This window comes from Cellulomonas sp. NTE-D12, assembly GCF_027923705.1.
Taxonomy (GTDB): domain Bacteria; phylum Actinomycetota; class Actinomycetes; order Actinomycetales; family Cellulomonadaceae; genus Cellulomonas.
The window spans coordinates 1,377,505-1,401,293 of sequence record NZ_AP026442.1; the positions used below are offsets into that span (position 1 = coordinate 1,377,505).

A 23,789-nucleotide genomic window follows, 5' to 3' on the forward strand; every position below is an offset into this window, starting at 1 on the left:
GTCCCCCAGGACGGAGGTAGACGCGTGGAGGACCAGCGCGGCCCTGCTGACCAGCAGCTGCTCGACCTGCTCGACGAGCAGCTGACGGAGTTCACCTCCGGCGCCGCCGTGGTGCTGGGGGACCGGGCGTCCTGCAGCGTGATGCTGCGGCTCGACGGCGGCGTGCGCCGCTCGGCGAGCAGCGACCCGCTCGCGGCGGCGTGCGACGAGGTCGAGCTGGCCGTCGACGAGGGGCCGTGCCTCGACGCCCTCGAGACCGGTCTGGTGATGCTGGTCGACGACCTCGACACCGAGGACCGGTGGCCGGCGTGGACGCGCACCGCTCGTGCCGCGGGATTCCGGTCCTCCGGGGGCTTCCCGGTGCACCTGCGCAGCGAGGCGGCCGTCGCGGTGAACGTCTACCGGCCGGGGCCCGGGCCGTGGGACCGGGACAGCCTGGTGCGCGCCGACGTCTACGCGCAGCAGCTCGGCCGGGTCGTCGACCTCTGCCTGGACCTGAGGGAGGCGAACGGCCGCCGGCACGCCCTGGAGGACGCCCTCGCCGCGCAGGCCTCCATCGACCAGGCGGTCGGCGCGATCATGGCGACGAAGCACTGCGACGCGTCGGCGGCCTTCGCCATGCTGATCGCGGCGGCTCGGGACGGCCGGTCCGACCTGAGCGACGTCGCGGTGCAGGTCCTCGAGGCGCTGGTGGACCGCCGGCCCGGCGGAGAGCTCTGAGCTGACCCCGCCGGGCAGGCCGGCCGGCGTCAGAACGGCAGGGTCAGGCCCTTCGGCGTGCCGTTGCCCGTCGGGCCGTCGTAGCCGGTGCGGGCGGTGCACAGGTACGCGGTTGCGGTGGACCGCTTCGAGGTGCACGTCCCGTCGGAGCCGCTGGTGACGTCGTACAGGCTCGTGGCGTTGGCGTACAGGTTCGCCGGCGCGTAGCCGGTGGTGGGGACGCCATCGCGGGCGAACACGGCCCCGACGATCGGCGCGGCGACCGAGGTGCCGCCGAAGACGAGCCAGTTCGCGCCGCCGGTGGAGCCGTACGAGTCGTAGACCGCGACACCGGTGGACGGGTCCGCGACCGCGGCGACGTCGGTCACCGTGCGGCGGGTGCACGCGGTGTCGCGCTGCCACGACGGCTTGCCGACGTACGCCGAGCAGCCGGAACCGGTGCCGGACCACACCGTCTCGGACGCCCGGGCGCCGGTGGACGTCAGCGTCAGCGTGGTGCCGCCGACGGCGATCGCACCGGCCGATGCCGCGGGGAACTGGACGCCGTACCCGTTGTCGCCGGCGGCCACCGTGACGGCCACCCCGGGGATGTTCCAGTTCGACCAGCTCGTCTCACCCTTGAACTCCGCCCCGCCGTAGGAGTTGGAGATCACGGCCGCGCCCAGGTTCTTCGCCGTCGTGACGGCCGCTGCCAGGTCCGAGAAGGACGCCGAGCTCGCACCGACGTAGAGGATCCCGCAGGCGGGGCAGATGGCGGACACCATCTGGAGGTCCAGGTCCTCCTCCTGACCCCAGCCGGTGTCGCCGGCGACCGTGGAGATCGAGCCGCCGGTCTGGTTCACCTGCGTGAGCCGGGCGGTGCCGAGTCCGAACTGGGTGCGGTAAGCAGCCAGGTCCCCGGCGGCGTTCGGGTTGGCGTAGGCGTCGACGACGGCGACCGTCGGCGCACCGGAGCCGAAGGGTCCGTAGACGCCGGTCAGCTGCGCGGGGCCGTAGCCGGCCGAGTAGCTGGCGGTCGCGGCGGGTCGGCCGGTCCGCGCATCCGTCACCACGTGGGCCTCGCACGCCGCGGCTCCTGCCGGCGCCACCGCGCAGACCCGCTTCTGCGAGTGCGCGGCACCGGTCGGTGAGGGGGCAGCGGCCGCGGCCCCGGCGGAGAACGTCAGTCCGGCCGCGGTCAGCAGACCCATGGCGGCGGTGAGGACGGCTGTCACGCGGGTACGGCGCACGGCGTGCTCCTGGGGGTCGGGGCTGGCGACACCCTTCTCATCGGCACGGCGCTCAGGTACCTGAACGATGCAGGCGCCTGCTGGTGCTCAGCGGCTGCCGCTGCGACGCCCGCGCCGCGCTCCGCCGGCCGAGAACGCTGCCGCTCCGCCGGCCGAGAACGCTGCCGCCCCGCCGGTGCCGGCCGCGCGCGGCGCCGGACGGCCCGTGGCGGTCGCGCCACCGACCGGTCGGTCCTGCGCGCCGGCACTCGAAGCGGTCGTCCGGCCGCCGCGCGGGGCCGCACCCGGTGCGGCGGAGCCGCGGCGTCGTCGAGAACCCCGACCCGTCGGCGCTGCGCCGGAACGCGGTGCGACCGGCTGGACGGCCGAGGCCGGACGGTGCACCCGCGCGGCCGGCTGTCCGACCAGTGCGCGCACCTGCGGCGACTCGGCGGTCACGGCCTGCAGCGGGGCGTGCACGGCGGCCCGGCGCAGCAGCGTGGCTACGTCGTGCCGCTGCTCGGGCAGCGTCACGGTCACCACCGTGCCGGCCGCACCGGCGCGCGCCGTACGCCCGGACCGGTGCAGGTAGGCCTTGTGCTCCGTCGGCGGGTCGACGTGCACCACCAGCGGCACGTCGTCGACGTGCACCCCGCGGGCGGCCACGTCGGTGGCCACCAGCACGCGCACCTCGCCGCTGCGGAAGGCCGTCAGGTTCCTGTCGCGGGCCGCCTGGGAGAGGTTGCCCTGCAGGTCCACGGCCGGGATGCCGTCCGCGGTCAGCTGCTTGGCCAGGCGCTTGGCGACGTGCTTGGTCCGCACGAACAGGATCGTGCGCTCCTCGCCGGAGGCCAGCGCCTCGACCAGCCGCTTCTTCGCGTCCGCGTCGGCCACGCCGAACACCGCGTGCTCCAGCAGCTCGACCGCGTTGGTCGCGTCGTCGACCGAGTGGGTGGCGGGGGAGGACAGGAAGCGACGGACCAGCTTGTCCACGCCGTTGTCCAGCGTCGCGGAGAACAGGAGCCGCTGGCCGCCGGCCGGCGTGGCCGCGAGGATGCGGGTGACCGCCGGGAGGAAGCCGAGGTCGGCCATGTGGTCCGCCTCGTCGAGCACGGTGACGCGGACGGCGCTGAGCCGGACGTGGCCCTGCTTCATCAGGTCCTCGAGGCGCCCGGGGCACGCGACCACCACGTCGACGCCGGCCTGCAGGGCCTGGACCTGCCGGTTCTGCGAGACACCGCCGAAGACGGTGGTCACGGTGTGGCCGGTCGCGGCGAGCAGCGGCTCGAACGTCGCGGCGATCTGGGTGGCGAGTTCACGGGTGGGCGCGAGCACGAGCGCGGTCGGGTGGCCCGCTCTCGCCCTCGTCCCTGCGGACGCCAGCCGCGCGACCACGGGAAGGGCGAAGGCGAGCGTCTTGCCGCTGCCGGTGCGGCCGCGGCCGAGCACGTCCCGGCCGGCGAGCGTGTCGGGGAGGGTGTCGCGCTGGATGGGGAACGGCTCGTCGATGCCCTGCGCGTGCAGGACGGAGACGAGGCGGGCGGGGACGCCGAGGGCGTCGAAGGAGGAGGACATGGACTGCTTTCGCGAGAGGGGCGCTGCGACGCGCTGAGGGGGACCGTGCGGGACACGCGCACCCCGGCAGGAGCCGGAGGCGGTTCGCCGTCGATCCGCGCCTGGGCACCGGGTGCCGCAGGGAGCGTTCGTCGACGCGAGGCGCAGGAGTGCGCCGGGTGCCCCCAGCGTACCTGCTGGCGCACGTCCGCCCCGCCGCGGCGGGGCGCCGGGAGCCTGGAATGGGCACGCATACGTGCTCTGACCTGCGCATCTCTTCGACGAGCGCCCTCGGTGGTGCCGCCTTAGCATCGAGCCCCAAGGGGGTGACCGGCCGACAGCGGAGGCAACACAGCGGAGGCAACAGTGAGCCAGATCCGTCCACACTCGCAGGACGTGCCGCCGCAGCTCGACGTCGGCACGCCCGAGGAGCCGGGAAGCCACGGCGAGCGTCGGTCCCCCCTCGCCCGGTTCTTCGGCGTCCTCGGTCCCGGCCTGGTCACGGGGGCGGCCGACGACGACCCGTCCGGCATCGCCACCTACGCCCAGGCCGGTGCCACGTTCCGCTACAGCATGCTGTGGACGTCGATCCTCACGTTCCCCCTGATGACGGCCACGCAGGAGATCTGCGACCGGATGGCGCAGGCCACGGGGGACAGCTTCGGCAAGCTGATCCGGCGCAAGTTCCCGCGCTCCCTCCGGCTCGTGATCGGCGTGCTGCTGGTGGCGCTGATCGTCGCGAACGTCGTCAACGTGGCGGCGGACCTGATGGCGATCGGCCAGGGGATGCAGCTGCTGCACGCGGGGCCCGCGCCGGTCTGGAGCGGGGTCGCCGGCGTCGCGATCCTGGGCGCCGTGGTGGCCGGCTCGTTCGAGCTGATCGGCCGGGTGTTCAAGTGGTTGTGCCTGGTGCTGCTGGTCTACATCGGCGTGCTCTTCGTGGCCGACGTGGACTGGGGGCAGGTGCTGCGGGGCTTCGCCGGCCTGTCCATCCAGCTGACGCCGGACTACCTCGGCCTGACGGTCGCCGTGCTCGGCACCACGATCTCGCCGTACATGTTCTTCTGGCAGACCGCTCAGCGCGTCGAGCAGCTGCGGGCCGAGGACCTCGGCGGCGACAAGGCGCCGCGCCTGGCCGACCGCACGCCGAGCGCCGCCCGCCGCAAGCTGCGCAACGGTCGCGTCGACGTCGTCGCCGGGATGGCGTTCTCGCAGCTGATCATGTTCGCGATCATCACCGCGACCGCGGCCACCCTCGGAAAGGCCGGTACGCAGGTCAGCACCGCGGCCGACGCGGCCAAGGCGCTGGCGCCCATCGCCGGCGCCGGCTCCACCGTCCTGTTCGCCGTCGGCTTCATCGGTTCCGCCGTGCTCGCGGTCCCGGTGCTCGCCGCCTCGGGTGCCGCCGGCATCGCGGGCCTGGCCAACAAGGACTGGGGCCTCGAGCGGAGCCCGCGAAAGGCGCCGCTGTTCTACGTCGTGCTCGGCGTCGGCATGGTCGCCGGCATCGTCATGAGCGTGATCAGCTCCGACCCGATCGGCCTGCTGGTGCTCAGCGCGATCCTCAACGGGATCGCGGCCGGCCCGTTCCTGGTGGTGATGATGCTGATCTCCCGGGACCGCCGGATCATGCGCGAGTACGCCAACGGTCGGCTGGCGGCGGTGCTCGGCTGGACGACGACGGTGCTGATGTGCGCGGCCGGTGCGTACGGCATCTGGTACACGGTCACCGGGGGCTGAACCGGTGCCGGCGGCGAGCGCCGATTCGGCCCAGGCTCACGGCTCCACCGCGTAGGGTCTGCGGCATCGACGTGGCGCACCAGCGCGCACCGTCGCTCGTGGCCAGCTCACCCGGCTGGCGCCTCGCAGGTGCCGGGTCTGCGGCGGGCGTCGAGCCGGGTCCGGGCGCTCGCTCGTGGAGGTTCCGCGTGGTGACCAGCACGTCCACCCGCCGCCCGCGCCGCGTCGGTCTCGCGGCCGACGGCGGGCGGTCCGGCGCACCCGGTCCGCTGGACCGGCCCCCAGGTCCGGTCGCGCGCCGGATGAACACCCTGGTCCGGGCGCTGGCCGGCAGCTGGGTGTCGGACCCCCGCGTGGCGGTGTCGCTCGCCGGCGCGGGCCTCCTGCTCGGGATGCTGCTCGGCGCGACCGCCCCCAACGCCGAGGCGATCGGCGTGCACCTGCCGCTCTCCCTGCTGCCGTCGCTGTCGGGGCACACCGTCCTGGCCAGCCTGATGCTCTACGCCGCCGAGATCCTCGCCGGGCTGGGGCTCGCCGGGATGATCTGGGCGAACAGCAAGGGCTGGCGGCCCGACCCCCGGCACCTGCTCGTCGCCTCGGCGGTGGTGGTGGCCGTGATGGTGAGCTTGACGCCGGTCGGCTCGTCGGACGTGGCGAGCTACGCGGTGTACGGACGCATCGCCGCGCAGGGCGGCAACCCGTACGTCACCAGCCCGCTCGCGTGGGGTGAGGCGGCGTACCTGGACCCGGTCGGCATGATGTGGAAGGACCAGCCGTCGGTGTACGGCCCGGTCGCCACCCTGCTGCAGTCGTTCGCCGCCTGGGTCGGCGGCAGCCACGTCGCGACCACCGTCCTGGTGTGGATGGTGCTGAACGGGCTCGTCTTCCTCGGCGTCGGGGTGCTCCTGCTGCGGACGTCCGACGACCCCGTGCGCGCCACGCTGTTCTGGACCGCGAACCCCGTGCTGATCCTCGCGCTGGTCGGCGGCGGGCACCTGGACACCCTGGTCGCCGCCGCGGCCGTCGGCGCGATCCAGGTCGCGCGGAAGCTGCGGTCCGGCTGGGGTGACGTGCTCGCCGGCGTCCTGGTGGGCCTCGGGAGCGGCGTGAAGATCTCCGCGGTGCTGATCGGTCTGGGCCTCGCGTGGCCCCTGGTGGCGCGGCGGCAGTGGGGCCGCCTGCTGCGGATGTCCGCAGCCGCTGCCGCCGTGCTGGTGGTGCCGTACACGTTCTACGGCACCAGTGCGCTCGGCCCCTTGCTGCACGGGCTGCAGCTGGTGACGTGGCCGTCCCCGTGGCGGCTGGTCGAGATCACCGGGCGGGCGTTCGGCGTGAGCGAGGCGGCGATGATGCACGGCATCAGCCTGCTGTGGCCGCTGGCGCTCCTGGTGGTGGCGTGGCTGCTCAACCAGCGGATCGCGACGGACCAGCCGCGTGAGGTCGTCGGGCCCTTCGTGCTGGTGTTCGCCTGGATCCTCGTGGCCCCGTGGGTGTTCGCCTGGTACACCGCGGTGGCGTGGGCGGCGCTGAGCCAGGTGCCGCGCAACCGGATGACACGCTGGCTGACGCTGGTCACCGTGGTCCTCGCGCTGTTCCTGTCCAGCGGTGGGCACCCGATGCCCGTGCGGTGAGGGCACCGGGTGCCGGCGCGCCCGTACGCTGACCGCGTGGTCACCGCCGTGGACGCCGGAGCGGCATCTCCCCTCGAGAGCGTCGATCGCGCGTTGCGGCTGCTGGAGGCGCTCGCCTCGCACGGTGCCGACGGTGCCACGCTCGCGGAGCTCGCCACGGCGACCGGCATGCACAAGACCACCGCGCACCGCACCCTCGGCGCGCTCCGGCACCGGCAGTTCGTCGACCAGGACGGCGGGACGGGGCGGTACCGGCTCGGGCGAGGGGCGGTCGCCCTCGCCGACCGGTTCCTCGACGAGGGGAACCTGCCGTCCCTGCTGCACGGCGCGCTGGTGGCGTTGTGCTCGGCCACCGACGAGCTGGTGCACCTCGGGGTGCTGTCCGGGGCGCAGGTGCTCTACCTGGACAAGGTCGAGCCCGACCGGCCGGTGCGGGTGTGGTCCGCGGTCGGCCGCCGGCGGTGGGCGGTCACCACGGCCCTGGGCAGGGCGATGCTGGCGTACTCCGGGACGTCCCGGGAGGCGCTGGACGGGTACGTGCGGCCGATCGGCGGCGACGGCCGGTCCGCCGAGCGGGCGGTCGAGGCCGACCACGTGTGGGACGAGCTCGAGCGTGCCCGCGCGCGCGGCTACGCCGTCGAGTCGGAGGAGAACGAGCCCGGCATCTCCTGCGTGGCCGTGCCGCTGGTCCGTGGTGCCGCGAGCTCGTCCGCCGGAGCCGGTCCCCAGGGTGCGGTCGTCGGCGCCGTCAGCCTCACGGTGCCGAGCGAGCGGATGGACCAGCGGCGGGTGGAGCAGCTGTACGCGACGATCCGCGAGGTGCTCCCGCCGCTCCTGCCGGCCGGCCTGGCCCTGCCCCTCGGCTGAGCCGAGGGACGACGGTGCGCTCCCGCGCATCGTCATGACATACTCGTTTCGCTGCACGCGATGGGCATTGCGACTAGCGAAACGGACTCCCGGTGCCGAGCATCCTCGACCAGCTCTCCGCCCACCGTCTGGTGCCGGTCGTCGTCATCGACGACGCCGCCCAGGCCGGCCCGCTCGCGCAGGCCCTGGTCGACGGCGGCCTGCCCGTCGCCGAGGTGACCTTCCGCACCGCGGCCGCCGCCGAGGCGATCCGCGCGATGGCCGACCGCGGGGACGTGCTGGTCGGCGCCGGGACCGTGCTGACGCCGGCACAGGTGGACGCCGCGGTCGCCGCCGGCGCGCACTACGTCGTCTCGCCCGGCACGGACCGCGCCGTCGTCGAGCGCGCGCAGGAGCACGGGGTGCTGGCCCTGCCGGGAGCCGTCACCGCGACGGAGGTGCAGGCGGCGCTCGCGCTCGGACTGACCGCCGTGAAGTTCTTCCCGGCCGGCACGTCCGGCGGTGCCGCGGCGATCGCCGCGCTGGCGGCACCGTTCGGCGGCGTCGGCTTCGTGCCGACCGGTGGTGTCGGGCCGAAGAACCTCGGCGAGTACCTGGCGCTGCCGTCCGTCAAGGCCGTCGGCGGCTCGTGGATGGTGCCGCGCGACCGGGTCGCCGCGGGCGACCTCGCCGGCGTGCGCGACCTCGTCGCAGAAGCGGTCCGGCTCGCGTCGAGCCTGCGCCCCTGACCGCGCCGAACCGCCTGCCCCGCAGCCCGAACCAGTGCACCGCCCCGACCCAGCCGCAGGAGTGCCCGTGCCCGCCCTGACCATCCGCCCCGCCGAGCAGACCCGGTACGACGCCGTCAGCCTGGGCGAGGTGATGCTGCGGCTCGACCCAGGCGAGGGGCGCATCCGCACCGCACGCGAGTTCCGGGTGTGGGAGGGCGGCGGCGAGTACAACGTCGCCCGCGGCCTGCGCCGGGCCTTCGGGCTGCGGGCCGCCGTGGTGACGGCGCTCGCGGACAACGAGGTCGGGCGGCTGGTGGAGGACCTGATCCTGCAGGGCGGCGTGGACACCTCGTTCATCCGCTGGATGCCGTACGACGGCGTGGGTCGCACGGTGCGGAACGGGCTGAACTTCACCGAGCGCGGGTTCGGGGTGCGCGGCGCAGTCGGCGTCTCCGACCGGGGCCTGACCGCGGCCAGCCAGCTGCGCGCCGAGGACGTCGACTGGGACCACCTGTTCGGCGAGCTGGGCGTGCGGTGGTTCCACACCGGCGGCATCTACGCGGCGCTGTCCGAGACGAGCGCGGCCACCACGCTGGCGGCGGTCGAGGCGGCGCACCGGCACGGCACCGTCGTCTCCTACGACCTGAACTACCGGCCCAGCCTCTGGAAGGCGATCGGTGGCAAGGAGCGCGCGCAGCAGGTCAACCGCGAGATCGCCCGGCACGTCGACGTGATGATCGGCAACGAGGAGGACTTCACCGCGGCCCTCGGGTTCGAGGTGGAGGGGGTCGACGAGAACCTGTCCGCGCTGGACGTCGACGCGTTCGGCGCGATGATCGACCGGGTCGGTGCGCAGTACCCGAACTTCGCCGTCATCGCCACGACGCTGCGCACCGTGCGGTCCGCCACGGTGAACGACTGGGGCGCGATCGCCTGGTCCCGCGAGGAGGGTCTGGTCCGGGCGACGCACCGGCCGGGGCTGGAGATCCTCGACCGGGTCGGCGGCGGCGACTCGTTCGCCTCCGGCCTGGTGTTCGGGCTGCTCGACGGTCAGCCGCTCGCGACGGCCGTGGAGTACGGCGCCGCGCACGGCGCGCTGGCGATGACCACGCCGGGCGACACGACGATGGCCTCCAAGGCGGAGGTGCTCAAGCTGGCCGGCGGCGGGAGCGCGCGGGTGGACCGCTGAGGGTCAGCTGCCGGACCCGTCGAACGTCAGCACCACCTTCACGTCGTCGTCCTGGTCCACGAACGCGTCGGCGAACCGCTCGACCGGGACCCGGCGGGTGATCAGCCGTGCGAGCCAGTCCACGTCTGCCTTGGCCAGGGCCTCGGCCGCGAGCTGGTAGTGGTGCAGGTTGGCGTTGACCGAGCCGACGACCGCCTCGTTCTCCAGGACGATCTCGCGGTTGAGGCCGCCGGCGTCGATGGTCAGCCGGCGCCTGGTCGGTGACACGCCCGTCAGGCAGACGATGCCGTACGACGAGGTGGCCGCGATCGCGCCGAAGATCAGCGGGCCGACGCCGGTCGCCTCGAGGACGACGTCCGGCTTGATCGCCGTCGCGACCTCGTCGATGTCGCCGTGGTGGTACGTCGCGCCGAGGTCGGAGACCAGCGCGGGCTTGGGTCCGTCGGTCACCCGGTCGAGCACGTGCACCTCGAGCCCGCGCTGGACGCCCAGCATGGCCGCGAGCAGCCCGATGGGTCCGGCGCCGGTGACCAGCACCGTGCGCGGGTCGAACCAGGCGCGCCGCCCGACGTGCTCCACCTGGTCCCACGCCTTGGCGACCACCGTCGTCGGCTCCATCAGCACGCCGACCTGGTGCAGCCGCGGGTCCAGCGTCACGGCGAAGTCCGGTTCCACCGACCACTGGTCGCTGGCGTAGCCGTCCAGCTGCTTGATGCCGCGCTCGGTGTACTGCCCGTTGCGGCACATGTCGAACTGCCCGTGCGCGCAGGCTCCGCACGGCACCGGGTCCGGCCGACGAACGACGCCGACCACCAGGTCGCCGGCCGAGAAGCCGCTGCCGTCGGGCGCGGAGCGGACGCGCCCCAGGGACTCGTGGCCGATCACCAGCCGCTCCCTGCCCGGCGGAGCCCACCCGTAGTGCCCGTCGGCGATCTCACGGTCCGTACCGCACACGCCGACGGCGAGGGCGTCGACCAGCAGCTGTCCGTCCGCCGCCGTGGCGTCGGGGACGTCGCTGACCTGCAGGGTGCCGCCGTGCAGCGGGATGGTGGTCAGCGCGCGCATGGTCGCTCCTTCTCCGCGTGAGGGCAGGGTCCGCATGGGGCCGGCGGGCGGCCGAGGACCCGATGGAGCCCTCCCGCACGCTAACCACGGACCGCTGGAGCGGCACGGCGAGAGGAAAGTTGAATTTCCACGGGTGTCTCCGCTTTTAACCGCGCCGTCCCTGAGCAACACTGACGATCAGCCGAGTCCGGGAGGAACCGAGGGTGGTCCAGCCGAGGGAGAACGACCTCGCTCGCTGTGCCGTCGCGGCACCCGCACCCTCCGCACCCGCGCCCGCCGCACCCCTGCAGGCGCACGCCCGGCCGCCGCGCACCCCCGCGCTCCGCCGACCGGCGCCGGGGGCACCCCGGCCCAGCTGAGCCCGTTCTCGCTACCTCCGCACGAACGTGTGTCGATCGAAGGAGCACCGATGAACCCGAGCACCACCCCGCGCACCCCCGCGGAACCGGGCCTCGACGGCCCCGTGTCGGAGGCGCTGCTGCGGCTCGGGCGCCATTTGCGCCGTGGTGAGGTGTCGGCCGACCTGCGCACCCTGAGCAAGGTGGGCGGGCGGGACGCCGACGAGTTCTACCGGGACCGCTGGAGCCACGACAAGGTGGTCCGCTCCACCCACGGGGTCAACTGCACCGGCTCGTGCTCCTGGAAGGTCTACGTCAAGGACGGGATCATCACCTGGGAGGCGCAGCAGACCGACTACCCGTCGGTCGGTCCCGACCGGCCCGAGTACGAGCCGCGCGGCTGCCCCCGCGGCGCGGCGTTCAGCTGGTACACGTACTCGCCCACCCGGATCCGCTACCCGTACGTCCGCGGCCTGCTGCTGGAGATGTACCGGGAGGAGCGCCGCCGCACCGGTGACCCCGTGGCGGCCTGGGCGGCCATCGTCGACGACCCCGAGAAGGCTCGTCGGTACAAGAGCGCCCGCGGCAAGGGGGGACTGGTGCGGGCGTCCTGGGAGGAGGCCGTCGAGATCGTCGCCGCCGCCCAGGTGCACACCATCGCCAGGTACGGGCCGGACCGGGTGGCGGGCTTCTCGCCGATCCCCGCGATGTCGCAGGTGTCCCACGGCGTGGGGGCCCGGTACCACGAGCTGATCGGCGCGCCGATGCTGTCGTTCTACGACTGGTACGCCGACCTGCCGGTCGCCTCGCCGCAGGTGTTCGGCGACCAGACCGACGTGCCGGAGTCGGGGGACTGGTGGGACGCCGGCTACCTGATCATGTGGGGCTCCAACGTCCCGGTGACCCGGACGCCGGACGCGCACTGGATGACGGAGGCGCGCTACCGCGGCCAGAAGGTGGTCGTCGTCTCGCCGGACTACGCCGACAACGTGAAGTTCGCCGACGAGTGGCTGGCGGCCCAGCCGGGCACGGACGGCGCCCTGGCGATGGCCATGGGCCACGTGACGTTGCGGGAGTTCTTCATCGAGCGGCAGGTGCCGTACTTCGACTCCTACGTGAAGCGGTACACGGACCTGGCGTTCCTGGTGCGCTTGGAGGAGCGCGACGGCGCCTACGTCCCCGGCAAGTTCCTGACGGCGGCGGACCTGCCCGGCGCCGAGGCGCGCAGCCAGAACGCCGCGTTCAAGACCGTCCTGGTCGACCGCGCCACCGGCTTGCCCGTGGTCCCGGCCGGCTCGCTCGGGTTCCACTACGGGGACGACGGAGCCGGACGGTGGAACCTCGACCTCGGCGAGGTCGACCCGCTGCTGAGCCTGTCCGACGAGGGTCCGCTCGGCGCCCCGACGAACGGCCCCGGGGAGGTCGTGCCCGTGGAGGTCGACCTGCCGCGGTTCGACACGCTGGACGGCGCGCCGGGCACGCTGCGCCGCGGCGTGCCCGCTCGGCGGATCGCGGGCCACCTGGTCACCACGGTGTTCGACCTGCTGCTCGCCCAGTACGGCGTGGGCCGGCCGGGCCTGCCCGGCAGCTGGCCCACGGGCTACGACGACGCCGAGCAGGTCGGCACGCCGGCCTGGCAGGAGCAGTTCACCGGGGTACCGGCGGAGAAGGCGGCGCGCATCGGCCGCGAGTTCGCGGCGAACGCGGAGGAGTCACGCGGCCGCTCGATGATCATCATGGGAGCCGGGACCAACCACTGGTTCCACTCCGACACGATCTACCGCACGTTCCTCACCCTGACCATGCTGACCGGCTGCCAGGGGGTCAACGGCGGCGGCTGGGCGCACTACGTGGGCCAGGAGAAGGTCCGCCCGCTCACCGGGTACACCACCTACGCGATGGCGCTGGACTGGGCCCGGCCGCCGCGCACGATGATCCAGACGGCCTACTGGTACCTGCACACCGACCAGTTCCGGTACGACCCGTTCTCTGCGGACGCGCTGTCGTCGGCCACAGGCACGGGGCTCCTCGCGGGGCTGAGCACCGCGGACGTGATCGCCAAGACGGCCCGGATGGGCTGGATGCCGTCCTACCCGACCTTCGACCGCAGCCCGCTGACGCTCGCGGACGACGCGGAGGCGGCGGGTCTGCCGCTGGACGAGTACGTGCCGCGCGAGCTCACCGAGGGTCGGCTCCGGTTCGCCGCGGAGGACCCCGACGCGCCGGAGAACTTCCCGCGGGTGCTCACGGTGTGGCGGGCCAACCTGCTGGGCAGCTCGGCCAAGGGCAACGAGTACTTCCTCAAGCACCTGCTGGGCACCGACTCGAACCTGCGGGCGCAGGAGGCGCCGCCCGACCGGCGGCCGCGGGACGTCGTCTGGCACGACGAGGCCCCCACCGGGAAGCTCGACCTGCTGCTCTCGCTGGACTTCCGGATGACCAGCACCACGGTGTTCTCCGACGTCGTCCTGCCGGCGGCCACGTGGTACGAGAAGCACGACCTCAACACCACGGACATGCACCCGTTCGTCAACTCGTTCAGCCCGGCGATCGCGCCGCCGTGGCAGAGCCGGACCGACTTCGACATCTTCCAGACGCTCGCGCGCACCTTCAGCAGCCTGGCGGGTCCGCGGCTGGGGGTGCGACGAGACGTGGTGGCGGTGCCGTTCACCCACGACACCCCGGACGAGCTGCTCAACCCGGGCGGTGTCGTGCGGGACTGGAAGGACGGCGAGTGCGACCCGGTCCCGGGTGTGAGCATGCCGAAGCTCGTCGTCGTCGAACGGGACTACGGCGCCGTCGCGGCGAAGATGGCGACCCTCGGACCGCTCGTCGACACGCTGGGTGCGACCACCAAGGGCGTGACGTTCGACGTCCGCGAGGAGGTCGAGTACCTCGCGCGCAAGAACGGCGTCGCCCGGAACACCGGGGGCAGCGTGGTGGAGGGGCGTCCGCTGCTGGCACGCGACGTGCAGGCGTGCGAGGCGATCCTCGCGCTGTCCGGCACCACCAACGGCCGGCTGGCCGTGCAGGGCTTCCACACCCTGGAGAAGCGCACCGGCACGCAGATGGCCGACCTCGCCGCCGAGCAGGAGGGCAAGCAGGTCACCTTCGCCGACACGCAGAGCCGCCCGGCGACCGTGATCACCTCGCCGGAGTGGTCCGGCACCGAGGCGCACGGCCGCCGGTACTCGCCGTTCACGATCAACGTGGAACGGCTCAAGCCCTGGCACACGCTGACCGGCCGGCAGCACTTCTACCTCGATCACGACTGGATGACGGAGCTGGGCGAGGGCCTGCCGGTGTTCCGGCCGCCGCTGGACATGCGCGAGCTCTTCGGGGAGCCGGAGATCGGCTCGATGGGCGAGCTCGGCGTGACGGTGCGTTACCTGACGCCGCACAACAAGTGGTCGATCCACTCCGAGTACCAGGACAACCTGCTGATGCTCACCCTGTCCCGTGGCGGGCCCACCATCTGGATGAGCGACGTGGACGCCGCGAAGGTGGGGGTGCGGGACAACGACTGGATCGAGGCGGTCAACCGCAACGGCGTGGTCGTCGCCCGGGCAGTCGTCTCGCACCGGATGCCCGAGGGGACCGTGTACATGTACCACGCGCAGGACCGGCTGATCGACGTCCCCTTGACGGAGACGACCGGCCGCCGCGGCGGCATCCACAACTCCCTGACCAGGCTGCTCATCAAACCGAGCCACCTCATCGGCGGGTACGCGCAGCTGTCCTACGCCTTCAACTACCTGGGCCCCACCGGGAACCAGCGCGACGAGGTCACCGTCATCCGCCGCCGTTCCCAGGAGGTGCAGTACTGATGCGCGTCATGGCTCAGATGTCGATGGTGATGAACCTGGACAAGTGCATCGGCTGCCACACCTGCTCGGTCACCTGCAAGCAGGCGTGGACCAACCGCACCGGCGTGGAGTACGTCTGGTTCAACAACGTCGAGACCCGCCCCGGGCAGGGCTACCCACGCACCTACGAGGACCAGGAGCGCTGGCAGGGCGGCTGGCGCCTGAACCGGCGTGGCCGTCTGGAGCTCAAGGCGGGCAGCCGGGCGAAGAACCTGCTGAGCATCTTCGCCAGCCCCAAGCTGCCGTCGCTCGAGCAGTACTACGAGCCGTGGACGTACGACTACGAGAACCTGACGAACGCGCCCCTGCAGGAGCACACCCCGGTGGCGCGGCCGCTGTCGCTGCTCACGGGCGAGCCGACCAAGGTGCGCTGGAGCGCCAACTGGGACGACGACCTGGGGGGCGCCCCGGAGCTGACCAAGGACGACCCGGTGCTGGCCAAGGTCTCCGAGCAGGTCAAGCTCGAGTTCGAGCAGACGTTCATGTTCTACCTGCCGCGCATCTGCGAGCACTGCCTCAACCCGTCGTGCGCGGCGTCGTGCCCCTCCGGCGCGATCTACAAGCGGGCCGAGGACGGCATCGTGCTGGTGGACCAGGACCGCTGTCGCGGCTGGCGCAAGTGCGTCACCGGCTGCCCGTACAAGAAGGTCTACTTCAACCACCGCACCGGCAAGGCCGAGAAGTGCACGTTCTGCTTCCCGCGCATCGAGGTGGGCATCCCGACGGTGTGCTCGGAGACGTGCGTCGGCCGGCTGCGCTACATCGGGCTGGTGCTGTACGACGCCGACCGCGTGCTCGCGGCGGCCAGCGAGCCGGACGAGACCAAGCTGCTGGCTGCCCAGCGCTCGGTGTTCCTCGACCCGTTCGACCCGGACGTCATCCGCGAGGCGGAGCGCTCGGGCATCCCGCGGGACTGGATCGACGCCGCGCAGCGGTCGCCCATCTGGAAGCTGATCAGCACCTACGAGGTCGCGCTGCCCCTGCACCCGGAGTACCGGACCATGCCGATGGTCTGGTACATCCCGCCGCTGTCGCCGGTGGTCGACGCGGTGCGGGAGACGGGGGAGGACGCCGAGGAGCGCGGCAACCTGTTCGCGGCCATCGACACCTTGCGGATCCCGGTGGAGTACCTGGCGGGCCTGTTCACCGCCGGCGACCCCGAGCCGGTGACCGCGGTGCTGCGCAAGCTCGCCGCCATGCGGTCCTACATGCGCGACCTGTCCATGGGTCGCGAGGGCGACGCGTCCATCCCGGCGGCCGTCGGCATGGACGAGGGCACCATCCAGGAGATGTACCGCCTGCTGGCCATCGCCAAGTACGACGAGCGGTACGTGATCCCGACGGCCCACGAGGAGCAGGCGCACGGCCTGGAGGAGCTGGCCACCGAGTGCAGCCTCGACTACGAGGGCGGTCCGGGGATGAACGAGTGGGGGCCGTTCGGCGAGGGGTCGGGCGGCACCACCCCGATCGCCGTTGAGAACTTCCACATGCTGCAGCAGCGGCAGACCACCGACACCGTGGCCGATCCCGCGACCCGCAAGGCGCGGGTCAACCTCCTCAACTGGGACGGCAAGGGCGTGCCCGAGGGGCTGTTCCCGCCGTCCTCGCCGGAGGCGAGGCCGCGCGAGCCGGAGGGTCCCTCCGGCGAGGTCGACCCCCTGCCGTCGGGCGGCAGCGAAGCCGGTCCCACCGGCTCGGGAACGGAACCGCGGTGAACCGCGTCGCTCGGGCTGCGGCGGCGCACCGGCTCGCCACCCGGGAGCACGCTCTGACGTACCGGCTGGCCGCCCTGCTGCTGGAGTACCCGACGCCAGACCTGCTCGGTCTGCTGCCGGACGTCCGGGCGTCGACCGACGAGCTGGCGCCCGGACTCGCGGCTCCGTTGCGGCGCCTGGTGGACCACCTGGTCGGCGCCCCGCTGCCGCGGCTGCAGGAGGAGTACGTCGAGACGTTCGACCTGCGGCGACGCTGCAGCCTCTACCTGACCTACTACGCCTACGGCGACACGCGGAAGCGTGGCGTCGCCCTCGTGGAGTTCAAGCAGGCCTACCGCGCGGCGGGTGCCGAGATCGAGGGCGACGAGCTGCCGGACCACCTGTGCGTGGTCCTCGAGTTCGCCGCCACCGCCGACGCCGAGTCGGGCATCCGCCTGCTGCTGGCCCACCGTGCCGGTCTCGAGCTGCTGCGCCTCGCGCTCGAGGAATCCCGCTCGCCCTACGCCGACGCGCTCGCCGCGGTGTGCGCGACGCTCCCGCCCCTGGGCGGTGACGAGCGCGAGGCGGTCGCCCGGCTCGCGGCGGAGGGCCCCCCGGGGGAGGAGGTCGGTCTCGAGCCGTTCATGCCGCCGCCGACGCCGATGGGAGCCCGCCGATGAGCACCAAGGACCTGCTGCTGTGGGTGGTGGTGCCGTACCTCTGCCTGGCGGTGTTCGTGCTGGGTCACGTCTGGCGGTACCGGTACGACAAGTTCGGCTGGACCACCCGCTCGTCGCAGCTCTACGAGTCCCGGCTGCTGCGCTGGGCCAGCCCCCTGTTCCACTTCGGCATCCTGTTCGTCTTCCTCGGGCACGTGATGGGTCTGGGCGTCCCGGAGTCGTGGACGTCGGCGGTGGGCATCAGCGAGACGGCGTACCACGTGATGGCCGTGGGGATCGGCGGCATCGCCGGTGTGTGCACGCTGGTCGGGATGGTGCTGCTGATCTACCGGCGGCGCACCGTCGGGCCGGTGTTCAGCGCGACCACCAAGATGGACAAGCTGATGTACGCCTGGCTCGCCGCGGTGGTCCTGCTGGGGCTCTGGAACACGGCCGCCGGGTCGGCGCTCAAGCTCGGCGGTGAGTACGACTACCGCCTGGGCGTGTCGGTGTGGTTCCGCGGCATCTTCTACGGGCACCTCCACCCGGAGCTGATGGCGCACGCGCCGATCGGCTTCCAGCTGCACGGACTGCTCGCGTTCGGCCTGTTCGCGCTGTGGCCGTTCACCCGGCTGGTGCACGTGTTCAGCGCCCCCGTCGGGTACCTGTGGCGACCGTACGTCGTCTACCGCTCGCGCAGCCCACGGCTCGGGGCGGAGCCGCCGCGGCGCGGGTGGGAGCGGGTGGAACGGCCGCGGAGCGGCGCACGCCGCTGAGCGCGGCAGCAGTGCGGCTCGTCGCGGACGGCGGCAGGATCGGGCGATGCGACTGGTGCTGCTCGCGGACACGCACGTCCCGGCCCGGGCGCGCGACCTGCCGCCCGTCGTGTGGGCAGCGGTCGACGCGGCGGACGTGGTGGTCCACGCCGGCGACTGGATCTCCGAGGAGCTCTACGCCGCGCTCGCCTCGCGGGCTGTGCAGCTGGTCGGCTGCGCGGGCAACAACGACTCGGTGGCGCTGACCAGGCTGCTGCCCACGGTCGCGACGGTCGAGCTGGGCGGCGTCCGTCTCGGGGTGGTGCACCAGACCGGACCGGCGACCGGCCGCGAGGCGCGCTGCGACCGGGACCACCCCGGCCTGGACGTGCTCGTCTTCGGCCACAGCCACATCCCGTGGGACTCGCGCACACCTGCCGGGATGCGGCTGCTCAACCCCGGCTCACCGACGGACCGGCGGCGTCAGCCGTTCGCGACGTTCGTGACGGCGCGGGTGCGTGACGGTGCGCTGCACACCGTGGAGCTCCAGCGGGTCGACCCGTCCTGGCGCTGAGCGGGGTCCGCGCCCGGGGGACGACGTGTCAGCGCGCGCCGGACCGCCCACCGTCCTCCGCCCGGCGGGGCCGCTCGGGGTGGCCCGCTGCTACGGCGTCGGGCGGCCCGGCGAGGGTACGCGGAGGCTGCGCCCGGCCGGTGGTCCGGACGACGCGGTCGCGCGCCCGCCGGTGTGCGCACCGTGGCTGCGCAGGTAGTCCTCCACGGCGCCGGCCGGCTGCGCCCGGGCGAACAGGAAGCCCTGTACGTAGGGGATGTCGAGCTGCTGGAGCGCCACCAGCTGCCCGGCCCGCTCGACACCCTCGGCGACGAGCACGAGCCCCAGGGAGCGGGCGAGCGCCGTGACCGCCGCCAGCAGGGGTGAGGGCTGCGTGTCGACGGAGTTGATCAGGCTGCTGTCCAGCTTGAGCACCGAGACGGGGAACCGCTCGAGGTAGTTCAGGGCGGAGTAGCCGGTGCCGAAGTCGTCGATCGCCAGCTCCACGCCCGCTGCCGTCAGCTCCGTCAGCGCAGCGGTCAGCTCGGCGCCACCCGGTACCGCGGTCTGCTCGGTGATCTCGATGGTCAGCTGGCTGGGCAGCACGCCGGCGCTCGCGACGTGGTCGAGCACATGGGTGACCAGGTCGGAGCGGCTGAGCGAGGCCGCCGTCATGTTGACGGCGACCCGGACGGACCGGAACGCGGGGTCGGCGTCGCACCAGGTGGCCAGCTGACGAAGCGCCGTGGCGAGGACCAGCTCGTCGAGGTCCGCAGAGAGGCCCGCGTGCTCAGCGGCGGGGAGGAACTGACCGGGCAGCAGCGGACCTCGGCTGGGGTGCCGCCACCGCACCAGCGCCTCGACGGACCGCAGGCCGGCGCCGTCGACCGCCACGACCGGCTGGTAGGCGACCCAGAGCCCGCCGGACTCCGGGTGGCGCAGCGCGTGGTCCAGCTGGCCGGCGAGCTCGCGCTGCCCGAGCACCTGGTCGCGCAGCTCCCGGCTGTAGACGCGGTAGGTCGCTCGGCCCGCGTCCTTGGCGGCGTACATCGCGATGTCCGCGTCCACCTGCAGCCGTTCGAGGGTCTGGACGTCGGGGGAGATCACCACACCGACGCTCGCCGACACCCGCAGCGGGAGGCCCTCCAGGACGAAGGGCTCGGCGAACACCGAGAGGATCTGGCCGCCGATCCGGTCTGCGTGCGCCGTCGCGTCGGCGTCGGTCCCGACGGCCAGGACGCCGAACTCGTCGCCGCCGAACCGGGCGACGAGGAGTCCTGCCGGAAGCGCAGTGGTCAGCCGGTCGGCCACCTGGACCAGCAGGGCGTCGCCCACCGTGTGCCCGTACGTGTCGTTGATCGCCTTGAAGTCGTCCAGGTCGAGCAGCGCGAGCAGCGCCGTCACGCCGTGCGGCAGGTGCGCCGACCGTGCCAGCTCGTTGCGGAACCGCCGGAGGTTGGCCAGGCCGGTCAGGGCGTCGTGCAGGCTGGCCCGCTCGCTGCGGGCGAGCAGGTCGATCGCGCGGGACATCGCCAGCAGGAAGAGCACGAGACCGGCGGCCGCGGCGAGCCAGAGGTCCAGGTGCAGCGTGCCCAGCACCGCCCCGAGGCACAGCGCCGGCACGACAGCTCCTGCGGGCAGCAGCATCAGGAGGCCGGGGACCCGTGAGGGCGCGACGCCCGCGGAGGGCAGCCCGACCTTGGTCATCGACGGGTGCACCGCAGCGAGGCCCAGCGCCAGGTAGGAGGTGTAGGCGAAGCCGTCCCACCGCGAGCCGGGGTGGTACTGACCGCCGATGGTCGCCAGCCCGACGACGGTGTCGGACGCGACCGCGCAGCACAGCGCCGCGACCAGGACACCGAGGGACACGCTGCGTCGTGGGCCGCGGTCGCGCAGCCGCAGCAGCAGCGCGAAGAGTGCGAGGTCGAGGGTGGGCAGCGCGGCGGCGGACGTGATCGCGGCCCCGGTGGCCCCGGCGTCGACGTAGGGCTGGACCAGGAACTGGTAGCCGAGCGTCGCCAGCGTGACCAGGCCGATCGCGCTGTCCAACCAGGCCAGGCGGTCGCGCTCGGCCGGCGCCGGAGGGGTGAAGCCGAGGATCGCGACACCGACCGCCAGCGAGCCGATGTCGAAGCCGAGAGACACGGCCGACGTGATGGCCTGCTCGTGCACCTGCACCGCGGAGCCGATCGCGGCCGAGACGAGCGCGAACGCCAGCAGCAGCCACGCCCGTGGCCGTGCCGGACCGCGCAACCCCACGGACAGGATGACGGTCACCGCCGCGGCCAGCGGAGCGACGACCAGCAGCCACAGCCGCACGTGGGCACCGGCCAGGGCGAAGGCGACGACCCCGACGACCGCCACACCGGCGGCCACCACGAACGGAGACGGGGTTCGATGCATCGCCGTCATCCAGGCCTCGCGCTCTCTGCCCACTCCGTCGCCCGGCGAGCGCCGCATCGCGCGCGGGTGGCACCCCCCCTATCGGCCTGAACCGGCGCACCGGAAGGACTCCATCGGGTGGTGCGGCTCACGGGCGCCTGATTCACCCGGTGACCGCCCGCCTAGCATCGGCAGGGTGACGGACGTGCAGAGGCTGGCGGTGGCCGGTGCGACGGGCCTGATCGGCACGCAGGTGGTGGAGCTGGCGCGGGCCGCCGGCCACGAGGTGGTGCCGCTGAGCCGCGCGACCGGCGTGGACCTCACCGTCCCCGGATCGGTGGGTGACCGCCTCGAGGGCGTGGACGCGGTGATCGACACGACGCGCTCGCCCCTGATGGACCAGGCCGCGGCCGTCGACTTCTTCACCCGGGTGGCGGCCAACCTCGGCGCCGCGGCGCACGCCGCCGGGGTGCGTCGCACGGTCGTGCTGTCGATCGTCGGCGTCGACCGGAGCCAGGACCACCCCTGGTACGTCGCCACGCTCGCCCACGAGCGCGCGACCCGTGAGCACGCGCCGGGGCCCCGGGTGCTGCGCGCCACGCAGTTCCACGAGTTCCCCGGGCAGGTGCTCGACCGGGGCCGGCACGGCGGCACGGCACAGGTGATGCAGATGCCGACCCAGCCGGTGGAGTCGCGGGAGGTCGCACGGCTCCTGGTCGAGCTCGCGACGGACCGGACGGACGGCGACGTCGACGTGGCCGGACCTCGTCGCGAGGACCTCGTGGACCTGGTCCGGCAGCTGGTCGAGCTGCGCGGCGAGCGGGTGCGGATCGAGCCGGTGCCGGCATCGCCCAGCACGATGGCCGGCTCCGTGCTGCCGGGACCGACCGCCCTGGTCAGGGGCGTCGACTGGCAGACGTGGGCGCGGTCGGCCGCGGCCTCCGGCCGGCTCTGAGCGTCGGTGCCCTCAGCCGGCGTCCAGCAGCCGCCGCACCGAGCTCGGCACCTGCAGGCGCCCGACCGGCACCCCACCGCCGAGCACCGGCGGTACGGGCACGGTGCGGAGCGTGGCCGGGTCGACACCGAGGCTCTCCAGCACCGCGAGCGCGACCGGCAGCCGAGCCCGGTCGGAGCCGTCGGCGATCTTGATCGCCACGCCGGTCCCGTTCGGCACTGCCAGCGCCTGCACCCCTTCCGCACCGTCCTTGGCGACCAGGCCGGGCACCGCACGCATCAGCTGGGTGACGTCCCGACCCTCGCCGCCCACCAGCTCGGGAAACCGACGCATCGCCGCCGCCACCCGGCCCTCGGCCGTGCCCTCGGCCGCCGTCGCCAGCCGCGCGTACGCCGTGGCGACGCCACGCAGGCTGACGGCGAACAGCGGGGCGCCGCAGCCGTCCACGGAGACGGTGGCGGGCTGCTCGCCGGTCAGCTCGGTCATGGTCCGCTCGATGGCGCGCTGCAGCGGGTGGTCCAGGGACACGTAGTCGTCGACCGACCAGCCGTTGACCACGCACGTCGCCACCATCGCCGCGTGCTTGCCGGAGCAGTCCTGGCACACCGGCACCGGTCCGTGGCCGGTGCGCAGCCACTCCTCCCGCTCGGGCTCGCCGAACGGCAGTGCCGCGACGTTGCGCAGCGCCGTCTCGTCGTGCCCGTGCAGCGCGAGGATCCGACGCACACCGTCCCGGTGGACCGCCGCGCCCGAGTGGCTCGACGCGCCGAGCGCGAGCAGGTCCTCGGGGAGCTCGAGGCCGCTGCGGAGCATCGCGGCGAGCTGCAGGGGCTTCAGCGTCGACCTCGGGAAGACGGGCGCGTCGACGGGACCGGCGCCGAGCAGGACGCGGCCCCGGGCGTCCGCGAGGCAGAACGAGCCGCGGTGCTCGCTCTCGACGAGCTCGCCCCGCGTGCACTCCACCAGGGCGACGGGTCCGGCGTGCGTCATGCCGGCCGGGTCGTGGTCCATCGTCGTCCGTCCTGTCGGGGTGTGGTCAGAGGTGCTGCGGGCCGGTCGTCGAGAGCAGCGCCAGCGCGCCCGCCGCCTCGCTGCGCGGGTCCGCGGTGTACAGCACGACGCGCAGGTCACCGGCTCCCGGCACGGTCAGCACGTCGCAGTCCACCACGACCTCGCCGACCGACGGGTGCACCACCGTCTTGCGCTCCGAGGCGTGCCGTCCCACCACCCCGGCGTCCCACAGCTGCGCGAACCGCTCGCTGCGCGCCCGCAGGCCACTGACCAGGCCGTCCACCGACCGGTCGGCGGGATGGTCGGCCGCAGCCGCCCGCAGGTCCGCGACGAGGGCGGTCTCGAAGCGGTCGAGGTCGCCGGCCGACCCGTGGCGCACCGCGCTGACCCCCAGCACGAAGTGCCGCCAGAGCAGGTTGCGCTCCGTCTCGTCGCGGAGCGGGCCGAGCAGCGCCATCCACGCGTCGTTCGCCAGCAGCATCGTCCAGGTCGCGTCCCACACGCTCACCGGCGTGCCCGAGAGCCGGTCGACCAGGCGACGGACCCCGGGCGTGACGTGCCGGGACACCATGCCGGCGCCCGGTGGGCGCAGCCCGGCGGACAGGAAGAGGTGCTCGCGCTCGGCCGTGCCGAGCCCCAGGGCCCCCGCCAGTGCCTCGACCACCCGCGGGGAGGGCGCGATGGCGCGTCCTTGCTCCAGCTGGATGAGGTAGTCGACCGAGATGCCGGCGAGCAGCGCGAGCTCGTCGCGGCGCAGCCCTGGGGTCCGCCGGCGGAACCCGGGCGGCAGACCGACGTCCGCGGGTGCCACGCGCTCCCGCCACGTGCGCAGGACGGTTCCCAGGTGGGACGGCATGGACCCAGTCTCGCTCCGCCGACCGGCCGCTCCGCA

At 73.5% G+C, this 23,789-nt stretch carries 18 protein-coding genes; 12 read left to right on the forward strand and 6 right to left on the reverse strand.

The annotated features are described in order from the left end of the window. The first annotated feature begins 24 nt into the window (after positions 1–24). Positions 25–720 (forward strand): GAF domain-containing protein, encoded by a 696-nt coding sequence (locus QMF98_RS06400; RefSeq protein ID WP_337975179.1) that lies wholly within the window; start codon positions 25–27, stop codon positions 718–720. Positions 721–749: 29 nt separating this feature from the next. Here QMF98_RS06400 and QMF98_RS06405 read toward each other — a convergent pair whose 3' ends face one another. Both QMF98_RS06405 and QMF98_RS06410 read right to left on the reverse strand, forming a co-directional pair. After that, complete coding sequence (locus QMF98_RS06405; RefSeq protein WP_337975180.1) at positions 750–1,949, reverse strand: S53 family peptidase; 1,200 nt, start codon at positions 1,947–1,949, stop codon at positions 750–752. A gap of 87 nt (positions 1,950–2,036) precedes the next feature. Further along, a complete protein-coding gene (locus QMF98_RS06410) occupies positions 2,037–3,503 on the reverse strand; it encodes a DEAD/DEAH box helicase (RefSeq protein ID WP_337975181.1) in 1,467 nt (488 codons plus the stop codon). A 345-nt stretch (positions 3,504–3,848) separates the two neighbouring features. On the opposite strand from QMF98_RS06410, the gene QMF98_RS06415 reads away from it, so the two are divergent. The 5 genes from QMF98_RS06415 to QMF98_RS06435 all read left to right on the forward strand — a co-directional run bounded on the left by QMF98_RS06415 (position 3,849) and on the right by QMF98_RS06435 (position 9,619). Further along, positions 3,849–5,222, forward strand: coding sequence for an NRAMP family divalent metal transporter (locus QMF98_RS06415; protein WP_337975182.1), 1,374 nt, complete (start codon positions 3,849–3,851; stop codon positions 5,220–5,222). A 191-nt stretch (positions 5,223–5,413) separates the two neighbouring features. Beyond that, entirely contained in the window at positions 5,414–6,853 is a 1,440-nt protein-coding gene (locus QMF98_RS06420) for a glycosyltransferase family 87 protein (protein WP_337975183.1), read from the forward strand. A 36-nt stretch (positions 6,854–6,889) separates the two neighbouring features. Next, positions 6,890–7,720 (forward strand): IclR family transcriptional regulator, encoded by an 831-nt coding sequence (locus tag QMF98_RS06425; protein WP_337975184.1) that lies wholly within the window; start codon positions 6,890–6,892, stop codon positions 7,718–7,720. A 92-nt stretch (positions 7,721–7,812) separates the two neighbouring features. Beyond that, positions 7,813–8,448: a bifunctional 4-hydroxy-2-oxoglutarate aldolase/2-dehydro-3-deoxy-phosphogluconate aldolase gene (eda, locus tag QMF98_RS06430; protein WP_337975185.1), complete on the forward strand. Its 636-nt coding sequence runs from the start codon at positions 7,813–7,815 to the stop codon at positions 8,446–8,448. Positions 8,449–8,515: 67 nt separating this feature from the next. After that, positions 8,516–9,619, forward strand: a complete 1,104-nt coding sequence (locus QMF98_RS06435; protein WP_337975186.1) for a sugar kinase — start codon at positions 8,516–8,518, stop codon at positions 9,617–9,619. A gap of 3 nt (positions 9,620–9,622) precedes the next feature. Here the strand turns inward: QMF98_RS06435 and QMF98_RS06440 are convergent, their stop codons facing one another. Further along, on the reverse strand, positions 9,623–10,684 hold the full coding sequence (locus tag QMF98_RS06440) for a glucose 1-dehydrogenase (RefSeq protein ID WP_337975187.1): 1,062 nt from the start codon (positions 10,682–10,684) through the stop codon (positions 9,623–9,625). Positions 10,685–11,093: 409 nt separating this feature from the next. On the opposite strand from QMF98_RS06440, the gene QMF98_RS06445 reads away from it, so the two are divergent. From QMF98_RS06445 to QMF98_RS06465, 5 genes are read left to right on the forward strand one after another with little or no spacing between them, the layout of a single operon-like run. Continuing rightward, entirely contained in the window at positions 11,094–14,849 is a 3,756-nt protein-coding gene (locus QMF98_RS06445; protein WP_337975188.1) for a nitrate reductase subunit alpha, read from the forward strand. Beyond that, positions 14,849–16,603: a nitrate reductase subunit beta gene (gene narH, locus QMF98_RS06450; RefSeq protein WP_337975189.1), complete on the forward strand. Its 1,755-nt coding sequence runs from the start codon at positions 14,849–14,851 to the stop codon at positions 16,601–16,603. Before QMF98_RS06445 ends, narH begins: the two co-directional genes overlap by 1 nt. Next, positions 16,600–17,262, forward strand: coding sequence for a nitrate reductase molybdenum cofactor assembly chaperone (gene narJ, locus QMF98_RS06455; RefSeq protein ID WP_337975190.1), 663 nt, complete (start codon positions 16,600–16,602; stop codon positions 17,260–17,262). Before narH ends, narJ begins: the two co-directional genes overlap by 4 nt. After that, complete coding sequence (gene narI, locus QMF98_RS06460; protein WP_337975191.1) at positions 17,259–18,017, forward strand: respiratory nitrate reductase subunit gamma; 759 nt, start codon at positions 17,259–17,261, stop codon at positions 18,015–18,017. Before narJ ends, narI begins: the two co-directional genes overlap by 4 nt. Before the next feature lie 46 nt (positions 18,018–18,063). After that, a complete protein-coding gene (locus QMF98_RS06465; protein WP_337975192.1) occupies positions 18,064–18,570 on the forward strand; it encodes a metallophosphoesterase family protein in 507 nt (168 codons plus the stop codon). Between the two features lie 90 nt (positions 18,571–18,660). On the opposite strand, the gene QMF98_RS06470 is transcribed toward QMF98_RS06465, so the two are convergent. Then, positions 18,661–20,952 (reverse strand): putative bifunctional diguanylate cyclase/phosphodiesterase, encoded by a 2,292-nt coding sequence (locus tag QMF98_RS06470; protein ID WP_337975193.1) that lies wholly within the window; start codon positions 20,950–20,952, stop codon positions 18,661–18,663. 175 nt (positions 20,953–21,127) lie between these two features. Here QMF98_RS06470 and QMF98_RS06475 point away from each other — a divergent pair, with 175 nt between their 5' ends. Further along, the gene (locus QMF98_RS06475) at positions 21,128–21,886 is read left to right on the forward strand and encodes an SDR family oxidoreductase (RefSeq protein ID WP_337975194.1); all 759 of its coding nucleotides are present in this window, start codon (positions 21,128–21,130) and stop codon (positions 21,884–21,886) included. Positions 21,887–21,898: 12 nt separating this feature from the next. Here QMF98_RS06475 and QMF98_RS06480 read toward each other — a convergent pair whose 3' ends face one another. Together QMF98_RS06480 and QMF98_RS06485 are read right to left on the reverse strand one after the other, a co-directional pair. Then, the gene (locus tag QMF98_RS06480; protein ID WP_337975195.1) at positions 21,899–22,897 is read right to left on the reverse strand and encodes an asparaginase; all 999 of its coding nucleotides are present in this window, start codon (positions 22,895–22,897) and stop codon (positions 21,899–21,901) included. A gap of 25 nt (positions 22,898–22,922) precedes the next feature. Next, the gene (locus QMF98_RS06485) at positions 22,923–23,753 is read right to left on the reverse strand and encodes a helix-turn-helix transcriptional regulator (RefSeq protein WP_337975196.1); all 831 of its coding nucleotides are present in this window, start codon (positions 23,751–23,753) and stop codon (positions 22,923–22,925) included. Positions 23,754–23,789 lie beyond the last annotated feature (36 nt).

Coding starts and splice junctions, on each gene's coding strand:
- QMF98_RS06410 (WP_337975181.1), bottom strand. CDS start 3,503: ATGTCCTCCTCCTTCGACGCCCTCGGCGTCCCCGCCCGCCTCGTCTCC.
- QMF98_RS06440 (WP_337975187.1), bottom strand. CDS start 10,684: ATGCGCGCGCTGACCACCATCCCGCTGCACGGCGGCACCCTGCAGGTC.
- QMF98_RS06485 (WP_337975196.1), bottom strand. CDS start 23,753: ATGCCGTCCCACCTGGGAACCGTCCTGCGCACGTGGCGGGAGCGCGTG.
- QMF98_RS06470 (WP_337975193.1), bottom strand. CDS start 20,952: ATGCATCGAACCCCGTCTCCGTTCGTGGTGGCCGCCGGTGTGGCGGTC.
- narH (WP_337975189.1), top strand. CDS start 14,849: ATGCGCGTCATGGCTCAGATGTCGATGGTGATGAACCTGGACAAGTGC.
- QMF98_RS06445 (WP_337975188.1), top strand. CDS start 11,094: ATGAACCCGAGCACCACCCCGCGCACCCCCGCGGAACCGGGCCTCGAC.
- narI (WP_337975191.1), top strand. CDS start 17,259: ATGAGCACCAAGGACCTGCTGCTGTGGGTGGTGGTGCCGTACCTCTGC.
- QMF98_RS06465 (WP_337975192.1), top strand. CDS start 18,064: ATGCGACTGGTGCTGCTCGCGGACACGCACGTCCCGGCCCGGGCGCGC.
- QMF98_RS06480 (WP_337975195.1), bottom strand. CDS start 22,897: ATGGACCACGACCCGGCCGGCATGACGCACGCCGGACCCGTCGCCCTG.